Here is a 12,818-nt window from a genome sequence, read left to right as displayed (position 1 = left end):
TCTTTGACCGGAATTGAGGATTTCGTCCAGCGACAATTCTTGTCGCATTTGGCGTTGCATCTGCGCGCGCGCAGATCACAGTGGAAACCAAGCAAATCGGAGGCGTTCATGAAACTTCAAACCCGTGTGGCGGTGATAGGCGGCGGCGTTGTCGGGTGTTCCGTGCTGTATCACCTGACCAAGCTTGGATGGGCTGATGTGATGCTGCTGGAACGCTCGGAACTGACCAGCGGTTCGACCTGGCACGCGGCGGGCGGGTTTCATACGCTGAACGGCGACACCAACATGGCGGCGCTGCAAGGCTATACGATCCGGCTGTATAAAGAGTTGGAAGAGATCACCGGCATGTCCTGCGGGCTGCACCATGTGGGCGGTGTGACCCTGGCCGACAATCAGGACCGCTTTGACATGCTGCTGGCCGAGCGGGCCAAGCATCGCTTCATGGGGCTTGAGACCGAGATTGTCGGCCCGGACGAGATCAAAAACATCGCCCCCATCACCAACACCGACGGCATCATCGGCGCGCTTTATGATCCGCTGGACGGGCATCTGGACCCCTCGGGCACGACACACGCCTATGCCAAAGCGGCGCGGATGGGCGGAGCCACGATCGAGACCCATTGCATGGTGCGCGAAACCAACCAGCGCGCCGACGGCACATGGGACGTGGTCACCGACAAGGGCACGATCCACGCCGAGCATGTGGTCAACGCAGGCGGCCTTTGGGCACGTGAGGTCGGCGCGATGGCGGGGGTCTATTTCCCGCTGCACCCGATGGAGCATCAGTATCTGGTGACGGACTCGATCCCTCAGATCGAGGCGATCATCGACGCGGGCGGCGAGCATCCGCATGTGATGGACCCTGCGGGCGAAAGCTATCTGAGGCAGGAAGGCCGCGGCCTGTGCATCGGGTTCTACGAACAGCCCTGCAAACCCTGGGCCGTAGACGGAACGCCATGGGAGTTCGGGCATGAACTACTGCCGGATGACTATGACAAGATCACCGACAGTATCGAGTTTGCCTATAAACGCTTTCCGGTTCTGGCCGAGGCCGGTGTGAAATCGGTGATCCACGGGCCGTTCACCTTTGCGCCGGACGGGAACCCTTTGGTCGGGCCGGTGCCGGGGATGCGCAACTATTGGTCGGCCTGCGGTGTCATGGCCGGGTTCTCTCAGGGCGGCGGCGTTGGCCTGACGCTGGCGCAATGGATGATCGAGGGCGAGCCCGAACGCGACGTCTTTGCCATGGATGTGGCCCGGTTTGGCGATTGGATCAGCCCCGGCTATACCCGCCCGAAGGTGATCGAGAACTATCAAAAACGCTTCAGCGTCGCCTACCCGAACGAGGAACTGCCCGCCGCCCGCCCCAACCGCACGACCCCGATGTATGACATCTTCAGCGATCTGGGCGCGGTGTGGGGGCAGCAATACGGGCTTGAGGTGCCGAATTACTTCGCCCAAGGGGATGAACCGGGCTACGAAACGCCGTCCTTTCGCCGCTCGGACGCGTTCGACGCCACTGGCCGCGAGGTTCGCGCCGTCCGCGACAGCGTCGGCATCAACGAGGTCCACAATTTCGGCAAATACCGCGTCACCGGCCCCAACGCCCGTGCATGGTTGGACCGGATCATGGCCGGACGCATTCCTCAGCCGGGGCGCGTGTCTTTGACGCCAATGTTGTCGCCCAAGGGCAAGCTGATCGGCGATTTCACCGTTTCCTGCCTGCGCGAGACCGAGTTCCGCCTGACGGCCGCATATGGCAGTCAGGCCTATCATATGCGCTGGTTCCAACAGAATTTGGCCGAGGGCGTGACGGTTGAAAATATCAGCGACCGTCTGAACGGCTTCCAGATTGCAGGGCCAAAGGCCACCGAAGTACTGGCGGCCTGCACACGTCAGGATGTGACAGACCTGAGGTTCCTCGACGTTTGCCCGATGACCATCGGCATGACCGACTGCATCGTCCAGCGGGTAAGCTATACCGGCGATCTGGGGTATGAGATCTACTGTGATCCAATGGCCCAAAGGCAGCTCTGGTGGACCTTGTGGCAGGGCGGGCAGCCGCACGGAATAACCCCTTTTGGTATGCGTGCCATGATGTCCCTTCGGCTGGACAAGTTCTTTGGCTCATGGATGCGAGAGTTCTCGCCCGATTACACCGCCGCCGAAACGGGGCTGGATCGCTTTATCTCATTTTCCAAGAACGCGGACTTCATCGGCCGCGCCGCTGCCGAGGCGGAGCGTGCCAATGGCACCGCCCGCAAGCTGGTCGCTTTTGAGGTCGACACCGAAGATGCCGATGTGAATGCTTACGAGCCGATCTGGCTGGACGGGTCCGTCGTCGGTTTCTGCACCTCGGGTGGGTTTTCGCATTATGCGCAGAAGTCCGTCGCCATGGGCTTTCTCCCAACAGAACGTGTAAGCGACGGGCTGGTGGTCGAAATCGAAATCCTGGGCCAGATGCGCAAGGCCCGCGTGATCTCGACCCCATTGTTTGACGCGGATGGTGCCCGGATGAGGGGATGACTTGGCGCCGCCCGGACGGCATGGTGGCGGAATGACGAGGATTCCCATCATCCTGCTGGCCGCCGGGCAATCGTCGCGGATGGGCGGTGCGGACAAGCTGTTGCAACAGGTGGACGGTGTTTCGCTGCTCAGGCGATCCGCCCAAACTGCGCTGGCCGCCGGGCCTGTGACGGTCGCCCTGCCCCAAAGGCCTCATCCCCGGTATCAGGCGCTGGACGGTCTTGATGTTCGTCGGGTGCCGATTCCGGACGCTGCGGAAGGAATGAATGCCAGCTTGCGCGGTGCGTTGGCGCATATAGGCCCGGACGCAACGGCCGTCATGGTGATGCTGGCCGATTTACCCGACCTGACATCGAACGATCTGGCGGAGGTTCTGGCAGCACACAACAACAACCCCGACTTCCTGATCTGGCGCGGTGCCACACAAAGCGGCAAGCCGGGTCATCCCGTGGTGTTCGACCAAAGCCTGTTTGCGGCGCTGGCCCAATTGACCGGAGACGAAGGCGCGCAATCCGTCGTGCGCACAAACAAGGACCGGGTTTTCACAGTTGCCTTGCCGGGTTCACATGCATTGCTGGATCTGGACACGCCCGAGGACTGGGCCGCATGGCACCAAAACCAGCCCCCAAAATGATCACGGCCCGGTCGATGACGACCGGGCCGCGTACCCAAACAGGACTACCACTTTTCTTCGATCTCAAAAGCGCGACCAATCTCGCCAAACAGGCTGACTGGGTTTTCCGCCGCTAAACCTAAACAAGACCCCCTCGTTAACATGCCGCTAGCGCTATTTAAGACCGAGATCACCGTTGGCACCCCCTAGTGCCTTCGGCTCCCCCTCACTTGGGCATGTTCATATTCCCCGATCCGATCCGTCGAAACAACGTAAAATTGGACAAAACTGCCCAGTTCAGCAGCAAACGAATGGCTTTTAAGCAACATTCTGCTTTCGCTTACACAACTTCCAAGTGTGCTTAGATTTTTAGGAATTCACAAATAAGGCCGTTATGCACATGCGTAATGCGCTATCTGATAACAATCTCGTGTTGTTAAACCGGTCGGCTCACAGTTTTTGGAACCGGTCCACAACTAAAGGAAGATCACTCTCTTTTTGATATTTCAGGCCACCCGATTGTCCACAAGGGAAACGAAATTCAACACTTTTGAGTGTTTGACACACGTTTCGGCAACAATCCTCCGATTCGCTCAAGGCCTTCGCCCGAATCTCTGACCCACATCGCGGCACACCGAACAGGCGGTTTGTGGCAAAATTAAGATTTCTTAACCCTCTCGCCACGTAAGCCAAAGACTGGCGTTCTATCTGCCTGTTAACGCGCGACAGCAATCGCGCGATATGAACAGGAGACACAAATGAGCATCCGTAAATCCTCGCTTCTTTTGCCGCGAAATTCCAGTTGGATCGGCGTCAGCGCACTGGGCGCTGCATTGCTGGCGACAACCGCTCTGCCCTCGATGGCGGATGAGGCACTGGCCGATCTGGTCGAAACCGTATCCCCGTCGGTGGTGACCATCATCGCCGAGCAGGACATCGCCACAAGCCCGGCGCAAGGTCAGGAGTTTGACTTCGAAGGCCATCCCTTTGGCGAGTTCTTCAAACGCTTCGGTGGCCCCGAAGGTTTCCAAATGCCACAACGCGGCCCGGCACAGGGTCTGGGATCGGGGTTTGTTCTGGATGAGGCCGGGTTTATCGTGACCAACCACCACGTGGTCGACAACGCCTCATCGGTCACTGTGCGCCTGAACGATGACCGCACGTTTGACGCCGAAGTGATCGGCACCGACCCGCTGACCGATATTGCCGTTCTGAAGATCGACGCAGGCGAAACCCTGCAAGCGGTCGAAATGGGCGACAGCGACGTGATCCGCGTGGGCGAGGACGTGGTGGCCATCGGCAACCCGTTCGGCCTGAGCTCGACCGTTACCACCGGGATCGTCTCGGCCAAGGGCCGCAACATCTCGCAAGGGCCTTATGCCGAGTTCATTCAGACCGATGCGGCCATCAACAAAGGCAACTCGGGCGGTCCGCTGTTCAACATGGAAGGCGAAGTGGTCGGCGTGAATTCGGCCATCTATTCGCCCAGCGGCGGCTCGGTCGGCCTTGGCTTTGCGGTGACATCGAACATCGTGGAACATATCGCAGCCGATCTGCGCGATGACGGTCAGGTCAGCCGTGGTTGGCTGGGCGTGTCGATCCAGAATGTCAGTCCGGAACTGGCAGCGGCGCTTGGTATCGACAGCTCGACCGGTGCTTTGGTTTCGGACGTCGTGGCCGGTAGCCCGGCGGACGGTGTTCTGCAACAGGGCGACGTGATCCTGAGTTTCAATGACGAGACCGTGGATAACAGCAGCGACCTGCCCCTTCTGGTTGGCACCACCAAAGTTGGCACCGACAGCACCCTGACCGTGCTGCGCGACGGCACCCAACAGGACCTGCAATTGACGATTGGCCAGCACCAGTCTGCCCAGGCCCAAGTGGACGGCCCCGTTGATGCGGAAGCCACTGGTACCCAACTGGGTGTCACCGTTGCGCCACTGACCGAGGCCGCCCGCGCCGAGATGGGTGTGGCCGAAGGCGTTGACGGCGTGGTTGTGACCGACCTGAAGCCCGACAGCCCTGCCGCCAAGGCCGGTCTGCAGCGCGGTGATATCATCGTCAAACTGGGTGGCCAGGACACGCTGACGCCGGACGCACTGAAAGCTGCGCTGGACAGCGAAAAGACCGACCCGGCGCTGGTGCTGATCAATCGCAGCGGCAACCAGATCTTTGTCGCGGTTGAAATCGCCTGACCGACGACCCGCGCGCGTCACATGATGGGGATATATGACGTGCGCTTCCTGGCGGAATTGATTTGTCCGCAATCCGCCGGGCTTGCCGGGTGCGCGAGGCCGCACCCGGCTCGATCCCTCAGATACGAACCATTCTCAAACCATGTGCTTTATCTGAAAATTGTGTTTAAATCCCGATAGAAAGGAACCCCGATCATGAGCCGACGCCTGCTGATCGTCGAAGATGACGAAGACACACGGGACTTCATCGCCAAAGGTTTCAGCGAGGAAGGCTATGTGGTCGAGGTTGCCGCCGATGGCCGCGAGGGGCTGTATCATGCCACCGATGGCGGCTTTGACGCCATTGTTCTGGATCGGATGCTGCCTGGCTTGGACGGGTTGTCCCTGATCAAATCCATGCGCGCTGCAGGGTTGAAAACCCCCGTTCTGATGCTGACCGCCATGAGCGCGGTGGATGAGCGCGTGAAAGGTCTGCGCTCGGGCGCGGATGATTATCTGGTCAAGCCGTTTTCCTTTCAGGAACTACACGCAAGGATCGAGGCGCTTTTGCGTCGCCCGCAGGAATCCGAGGAAACGCCGACCCTGACCTGCAAGGATCTTGAGATGGATCTGCTGACCCGCAAGGTCACGCGCGACGGGCATGAGATCACGCTGACCCCGCGTGAGTTCCAGATCCTCGAATTCTTCCTGCGCCGCAAAAATCGCGTCGTATCGCGCACCATGCTGCTGGAAGGCGTTTGGGATTATCACTTCGACCCGAACACCAATGTCGTGGACGTCCATATCTCAAAACTCCGCCGCCAGTTGGACGAAGGCGGCGACGCGCCACTGATTGAAACGGTCCGGGGTGCGGGTTACATGATGTCTGATGGATAACCTGCGGCTTTCCCTGAACAATTCACGCACACGGCTGGTTCTGGCCAGCATGGTACTCAGCACGCTTTTGACGGCGACGGTGCTGGCGTTGGTCTATGTTACGGCCAATCGCAGTATTGAATCCGAGACCCGCTCGGTCGTGTCAGCAGAACTCACGGGGTTGGCTGATGAATATGAACGCCGGGGCCTGATCGGGCTGATCACAGCCATCGAACGCCGCCTTCCCAGCGCCTCGGAACGCGATGCGCTGTATCTTCTGACGGATCGGTTCGGCAACAAGCTGGTCGGAAACCTCAAGCAATGGCCCGAACATATCACGGCAGGCAGTGGCTGGGTTGAACTGGAACTGCGCCGCGCCGATGACGATCAACTCGTCCCCGTCTCGGCCGCGTCGATCCGCCTGCCCGGCAGGGAGCGCCTAATCGTCGGCCGCGACGCCGTCGCGCGGCAACAATTCGACCGGGTTCTGCTGCGATCCGTAGCGCTGGCCCTTGGCATCGCATTGGCGCTGAGCGTGCTGACCGGCTGGTTGTTCACCCGGCTGGTTTTTTCCCGCCTGTCCGACATCGCCAGCACTGCCGAGAACATCGTCTCGGGCGATCTGTCCCGCAGGATGCCGTTGCGCGGCACTGGCGATGAGTTCGATCAGGTGGCCGGAACACTGAACAACATGCTGGATCGGATCGAAGAACTGATCAGCAACCTGCGCACCACGTCCAACTCGATAGCCCATGACCTGCGCTCGCCCCTGTCGCGCCTGAAACAACGGGTCGAGGCGCTTTCAGATCCCGACAAAAGCGACTTGGATCGTGAGGTTGATATTGCCCGCGCCACCGGTGAAATCGACCACGTTTTGCGGGTTTTGGGGCAGTTAACGGAAATCTCACGCGCCGAGGCCGGGCTGGGCCGTGAACAGTTCGAACAGGTGGATTTGCAGCAACTCGCCCGCGACGTTGTTGAACTCTACGAACCTGTCGCCGCTGATCAGAACATCCGGCTAGAGGTTCAGGGACAGGCCGCCCCGATACAGGGCCACCGGCCCCTTCTGTCTCAGGCGCTGTCGAACCTGCTGGAAAACGCTATGCGCTATGCGCCCGAAAACACCGCCATCACAATCTCGATCGGTGAGGATGGTGACACGGCCCACTTTAGTGTGCGTGATCAGGGACCGGGCGTCCCGCCAGAGGACCTGCACCGCCTGCAACTGCCCTTCGTGACGCTTGACCCCGCCCGCACGGAACGCAATGCGGGGTTGGGGTTGGCGCTGGTCGCGGCGATCTCACACATGCATGGCGGGCGGTTCGCGGCACGGAATTGCGAACCCGGCCTGGAAACCACCCTAAATCTGGCGCGCCGGGTTTAGTCAGGCGCGCCGTCGATGGCCATGTTCTTGTTTTTATAACGCTTATCCTCGGTCACATCCACGCCGAACCAAGCGGGCGGCGCAAAACTGTGCGCCTCGTCTTCTGACGAGAACTCAACCTCGACCAGTTGCAGCGGCGCCAAATTGCCCTGAAAAATATCCAGTTCGAATACCCGCCCATCCGGCAACGCGCCGGTGAACCGTTCTTTTTCGACCCGCCGCCCTTCGGTCTCCGGCCAGAAGGTTTCGAATTGATCGGCCGAGATTTCGGCCTCACGCTCTACCCGAACCAGCCCTCCGCTGCCTTTGAGGGTCAGGAAGTACCGGTCATTTTTCTGCCGCAACCGCAGCTCGGTCGAATCGTCCGGGGCCGTCAGATAACCCTGCCGGACAACCGCTTTCTGCGCGCCGCTCAGCTCCGGCAGACTGTGGACCAGAAACTTACGCTCGATTTCCTTGCTCATTTGGTCGAAACCACCCCGTTTTCCAATTCCTCATAAAGCGCCCGATAGGCCGCCCCCGCCACGCCGCGCGGGGCATATGTGACCACCGGCGCGCGATATTTGCCCATTTTCTCGATATCCGAGGCAAAAGGAATGCAACTTTGCATGAACCGCTTCGGATAAGCCTTGCGCATCGTCTCCATCGTCTGCTGATGCAGGGTTTTGCGCTGCTGCACCATCGAAAAGAATGCCTTCAGCTTTTTCTTCGGCAGTTTGTGTTCGTCAAAGAACCCCACCAACTGATCGAACGTACGCTCCGACAGGGTGGTTGGGATGACTGGCACGACAATCTCATCGGCGGCTTTAAAGATATTCTCGGACAGGGTCGAAAAATTCGGCGGGCAATCGAGGATGATGACGTCATAGTCACTGCCCGCTGCCGTCAGAGCCTTTTTCAGGCGCGAGCGCTTGTTCCGCATCCGCGATAGAAACACATCAAAATCGCGGAAGGTCAGATTTGCAGGCAGAATGTCCAACCCTTCGAAATCGCTGGCCCGAATGGCGTTGGTAAAACGCTTCACATCCTCAAAAAACCGCGCATCCGTTAGTTTTTTCGATGGCTTGACCCGAAAGTAAAACCCCGAGGCCCCTTGTGGATCAAGATCGCACAGCAGCACCAGCTTGCCCGCCGCGGCATAGGCATGGGCCAGATTGACCGAGGTTGCGGTTTTCCCGACACCGCCTTTGTTGCTGTAACAGGCAATGATCTTCATTCCTCACTCCTTGGGCTGGTGAAACAGGCTGCGGAACAGATGGCGTGTTTCGGGGGCATCGAATTGCTGGAAATTGGCGATCACCCGGTCACGCTCGGCCCGCTGACGTTGATCCAGTACGGCGATCAGCCCGCCAACAGCCAAACCGACCTGAGCATCCACACGGCCTTGGGCGTTTGATTGCTGAGACGTAAAAGCCAGCAGAGCCTCTTGCTGGACCGAGTAATCGTTGAACAGCCCAAGATTGTCCTGAAGCTTTTTCAGGGGCTTGAGGATCGATTTGAAGTCTTTCGCATCGAACAGTGGCGCAAAGAACTCCATCAGATATCGCAGTTTCTTGCAGTCGATCCGAAGGTCATGCACCGTTTCATCCGGAGTTTCGGGGGTGATGCTGCGTGCGATTTTACAAACCTTGCGATAACGTTTCCAAATAAGCGCGCAGGCATAGTCATACGCCCCGCGCTGCGCATTCGGTCCCGGTTTTACGTTTTCCGTCCCGTCAAACAGCGCCCTGAGGTCAGACATCTGGCTCTGGTAAGCCTTGCTGCGCAATCGGCGCGTGATGCGCGACAGTTCTTGGGCGCGTTCCTTCTGGAATTGCGCAAACATGGCGTCCAGACCAGCATGAAGCGTGCTTGGCACCAGGTTGAAATACATATCCTTTTCCAGAAGATAGACGTCCAGATCCCGCATCCGCCCTGTCGGCGCCATCAGCTCCGAGAAGGTCTTTTTGAATTCGGCGGTCTGCGCCTCAGAAAACACCCCTTTGAACAGGCTGATGACCGAGCGAATTCGACGCAGCGACACGCGGTAGTCATGCAGAAACTCGGTATCAATATCCGCGATCAGGCCACTTTCATTTTGTTGCGCAACCTTCAGATAAGTCTTGATAATATCGGCCGCGACTTGGATCGAGGGTTCGTCGGTCCCCAGTGCGATCTCGGGCTTTGCACGATAGCGCGCGTCGGTCGCCGATATCGCATCCACCAGTGTTTCAATGTCTGGGCTTGCCCCAGCCATTGCACGGACCGCAGCGCAGGCTTTGTCAAAGGCTTTGTCGTACCCACGCAATCGCCGAAGGCGCAGGATTGTTGCCTGACCATTGTCCGTTGACAGCGAAACCACACTGCCGCGTACTTGCGTCTTTTGCAGATCGTCCAGCAGGGCCACGTCGCTTTCCTGCCTTTCGCCCGTGGCGATATCCATCAAGGCGCGCAGTTTGGGAAAGCCGCTCAAAGCCTCACGCACAGGACCTGCTGGCAGATCCTTCACAAACCGGCCCCGGCCCTTACCTTTTTGGCTCCGGCGCGCACCGTCCTTCTGCAACAGGTGCAACGCCCCTTCCGTTTCCAACAATATCCGACCAGAGGCGCGGATCGACTGATCATGGCAATCCAGCAGAATAAACGGCTTACCAGCGTTCGACCTGGTGACACGCACCGACATATCAGTCAGGGCCGACGCAAACGCAGCCTGATCAAACGCGCCAAGAACAAAGAAAAGCGCCTCGGACTTAGAATTCATGAACTGCTCTTTCGCTTTGCTTCAAGGTCGTCACTGACCAAAATCTCCGTGACCTTCTGAATGCCGTTGCTTTCTGCAATCGAACTTTTTTCAGCAATCTAAGGGGCTTTCCCTCAAGCGAATGTGGGGTGTTTTTCGCTATTCTCCACAGTTTGGCCGAAGCCTTTGGTCTTATCCATCCGGTTTTCTGCGATGGCTTGACGTTATGAATGCAAGACTCTGCATTCGTTGCAAGTAAAACCGGGCGCGACCCAACGAAATGCGCGGGTGACAGCCCTGCAACGGCTGTTTAAACCAAAGGCATGTCTGATCCCGTGTCATCCATCCGCAATCTGGGCCCCGCCTTCGAGCAAGCCTGCGCCCGCGCGGGCATCCATTCAGCGCAGGAACTGCGCGAGTTGGGGCCGGATGAGGCGTATTCCCGGCTGCTACAGGCCGGAACCAAAGCGCATTTCATCGGGTATTATGTGCTGGTGATGGGCCTGCAGGGCCGCCCTTGGAACGACTGCAAGGGTGAAGAGAAAAAGCAGCTGCGTCAGCGGTTTGACGCCATCAAGGCCAGCACCAGAACCGCGCCGGAAAACCAGATGATCTCGGATCTGGATGCGATTGGCGTGCGCGTCGCCGCCAAGGATCTGAAACAGGTCTGAACGAAAAAGACCGCCCCAAAACGGAGCGGCCTCAAAATCCGATATAAGCCGTAGCTTAGCCGACCAGTTCGATGCCCGAGAAGAAATAGGCAATCTCGACTGCTGCGGTTTCCGGTGCGTCCGAACCGTGGACCGAGTTTTCACCGACCGATTCAGCGAACTCGGCGCGGATGGTGCCGGCGGCCGCGTCAGCGGGGTTGGTTGCGCCCATGACTTCGCGGTTCTTGGCAATGGCGCCTTCGCCTTCCAGAACCTGAACAACGACCGGAGCCGACGACATGAATTCGCACAGTTCGTCATAGAACGGACGCTCGGCGTGGACTTCGTAGAACTTGCCAGCCTGTTCCTTGGTCATGTGGATGCGCTTTTGCGCAACGATGCGCAGGCCCGCGTCTTCGAATTTGGCGTTGATCTTGCCAGTCAGGTTGCGGCGGGTTGCATCGGGTTTGATGATCGAGAATGTGCGTTCCAGTGCCATGTCGGCCTCTCCTTAACATAGGGCGCGACACTCGCGCCGAAATCCATCGCGCGCCGCGTAGCATGGTATCGGGCGTAAGAAAAGGACAATGATTGCCTGACATTCAGATCGTGTCGGGAAGCGGGTCGTGCAGATCGATCCAACGCACATAGAGGATGGACAAAAGCCCCGCAAAGCTGCTGGCGCACATCATGCCCAACACGACAAAGGGCGCGTTCTGGGCACTGACCAGTGCGCCGGTGGCTGAGGTGAGAATAGCGCCCAACAGAACGGTGATCGCGCCGGACAATCCGGCGGCGCTGCCCGCAAGCTGCGGCCTGACCGACATCAACCCGGCCGTTGCATTGGCGACAGTCAGACCGTTGCCAAAGCCCACGAAGACTGCGGACCCAAAAAACGTCCAGACCGTGCCGAACCCGCCAAGGAATGTCAGCAAGCCGATCAGCGGACCAAGCGAGGCGATTGCCCGTCCAACAAGGATCATCGTGCTTAGTTTTGTGTGGGCGGCGAGGCGTCCGGTCAGAAAGCTGCCAGCCATGAACCCCAGCGTGATAATCCCGATCCCTACCCCTAACAAAGCCGGGTTGAGATCGAACCACGCGCCCGCGACCAAAGGCGCGCCAGTGATGAAGGCATAAAAGCCCCCGATCGAAAATGCCGCGCAGAACGAATAGCCCCAGAACCGGCGAGAGCCGAACAGCTGCGGATAAAGCCGCATCTGCGCGGCGAAAGTTGCGTTGGCGTTTGTGTTGGTCTCGCCCATATCGGCCCAGACCAGCACCAACATGGCCACGCCCAACATGGCATAAAGGACAAAACCCGCGCGCCAGCCGAACAGCATTTCAAGCACGCCGCCCAGCATCGGGCCCAGCATTGGCGCAAGGGCCATCGCCATCGAGATGTAACCCAGTTTGCTGGCGGCTTCGTTGGGCTCGTACATATCGCGCACAGCAGCGCGCGACAGCACCTGCCCCGCGATGATTGCGCCCTGCAACATGCGAAAGCCAAGAAAGACCCAGATCGACTCGGCCAAGGCGCAACCGACAGATGCCGCAACAAAAATCACCATGCTGAGCAGCAGAACGGGCCGCCGCCCGAACCGGTCGGACAAGGGCCCCATGATCAGTTGCAGAACAGCGGACAGAGCCAGATAGCCCGCGACCGCCAGATTGACCAATCCATAGTCAGCCTGCAAATCCTCACCAATATGGGCCAGTGACGGCAGGAACATATTCAGCGACAGCACCGACAGCGCGGTCAGCAGAACCAGCGTGATCAGTGTCGGGTGCGATTGGGCCGCGCGCATAAGGTGTCTCCGGTGCTTGCAGAACGCGCTAACACATTGCCCGGCGGTTGAACATGCCAAGCCGCTGGCGG

The 12,818-nt window shown here is 59.0% G+C and carries 11 protein-coding genes; 6 read left to right on the top strand and 5 right to left on the bottom strand.

Annotated features, from left to right (window positions below; all coding sequences use genetic code 11):
• The first annotated feature begins 108 nt into the window (after positions 1-108).
• The 5 genes from ACR0KX_RS06385 to ACR0KX_RS06365 all read left to right on the top strand — a co-directional run bounded on the left by ACR0KX_RS06385 (position 109) and on the right by ACR0KX_RS06365 (position 7,573).
• Positions 109-2,526, top strand: coding sequence for a GcvT family protein (locus ACR0KX_RS06385; protein ID WP_170621695.1), 2,418 nt, complete (start codon positions 109-111; stop codon positions 2,524-2,526).
• A 31-nt stretch (positions 2,527-2,557) separates the two neighbouring features.
• Positions 2,558-3,160, top strand: coding sequence for a nucleotidyltransferase family protein (locus ACR0KX_RS06380; protein WP_170621694.1), 603 nt, complete (start codon positions 2,558-2,560; stop codon positions 3,158-3,160).
• A 737-nt stretch (positions 3,161-3,897) separates the two neighbouring features.
• Positions 3,898-5,334 carry a Do family serine endopeptidase gene (locus tag ACR0KX_RS06375; RefSeq protein ID WP_170621693.1) on the top strand — a complete coding sequence of 479 codons (1,437 nt, stop codon included), beginning with the start codon at positions 3,898-3,900 and terminating at the stop codon, positions 5,332-5,334.
• 195 nt (positions 5,335-5,529) lie between these two features.
• The gene (locus ACR0KX_RS06370; protein WP_170451226.1) at positions 5,530-6,210 is read left to right on the top strand and encodes a response regulator transcription factor; all 681 of its coding nucleotides are present in this window, start codon (positions 5,530-5,532) and stop codon (positions 6,208-6,210) included.
• Positions 6,203-7,573: a sensor histidine kinase gene (locus tag ACR0KX_RS06365; RefSeq protein ID WP_170621692.1), complete on the top strand. Its 1,371-nt coding sequence runs from the start codon at positions 6,203-6,205 to the stop codon at positions 7,571-7,573. The genes ACR0KX_RS06370 and ACR0KX_RS06365 overlap by 8 nt, the downstream gene beginning before the upstream one ends.
• On the opposite strand, the gene ACR0KX_RS06360 is transcribed toward ACR0KX_RS06365, so the two are convergent.
• The 3 genes from ACR0KX_RS06360 to ACR0KX_RS06350 are packed head-to-tail and all read right to left on the bottom strand — an operon-like array spanning position 7,570 to position 10,313.
• On the bottom strand, positions 7,570-8,037 hold the full coding sequence (locus tag ACR0KX_RS06360; RefSeq protein ID WP_170621691.1) for a CYTH domain-containing protein: 468 nt from the start codon (positions 8,035-8,037) through the stop codon (positions 7,570-7,572). The genes ACR0KX_RS06365 and ACR0KX_RS06360 overlap by 4 nt on opposite strands.
• Entirely contained in the window at positions 8,034-8,789 is a 756-nt protein-coding gene (locus tag ACR0KX_RS06355) for an AAA family ATPase (RefSeq protein WP_170621690.1), read from the bottom strand. The genes ACR0KX_RS06360 and ACR0KX_RS06355 overlap by 4 nt, the downstream gene beginning before the upstream one ends.
• A gap of 3 nt (positions 8,790-8,792) precedes the next feature.
• On the bottom strand, positions 8,793-10,313 hold the full coding sequence (locus ACR0KX_RS06350) for a CHAD domain-containing protein (protein ID WP_170621689.1): 1,521 nt from the start codon (positions 10,311-10,313) through the stop codon (positions 8,793-8,795).
• Positions 10,314-10,615: 302 nt separating this feature from the next.
• On the opposite strand from ACR0KX_RS06350, the gene ACR0KX_RS06345 reads away from it, so the two are divergent.
• On the top strand, positions 10,616-10,963 hold the full coding sequence (locus ACR0KX_RS06345; protein WP_170621688.1) for a TfoX/Sxy family protein: 348 nt from the start codon (positions 10,616-10,618) through the stop codon (positions 10,961-10,963).
• A gap of 55 nt (positions 10,964-11,018) precedes the next feature.
• Here the strand turns inward: ACR0KX_RS06345 and ndk are convergent, their stop codons facing one another.
• The gene (gene ndk, locus ACR0KX_RS06340; protein ID WP_170352964.1) at positions 11,019-11,441 is read right to left on the bottom strand and encodes a nucleoside-diphosphate kinase; all 423 of its coding nucleotides are present in this window, start codon (positions 11,439-11,441) and stop codon (positions 11,019-11,021) included.
• A 103-nt stretch (positions 11,442-11,544) separates the two neighbouring features.
• Positions 11,545-12,747: a multidrug effflux MFS transporter gene (locus ACR0KX_RS06335; RefSeq protein WP_170621687.1), complete on the bottom strand. Its 1,203-nt coding sequence runs from the start codon at positions 12,745-12,747 to the stop codon at positions 11,545-11,547.
• Between the last annotated feature and the right edge of the window lie 71 nt (positions 12,748-12,818).

This window comes from Ruegeria sp. BG5 (assembly GCF_056538425.1).
This window is presented reverse-complemented; position numbering and strand designations above follow the sequence as displayed.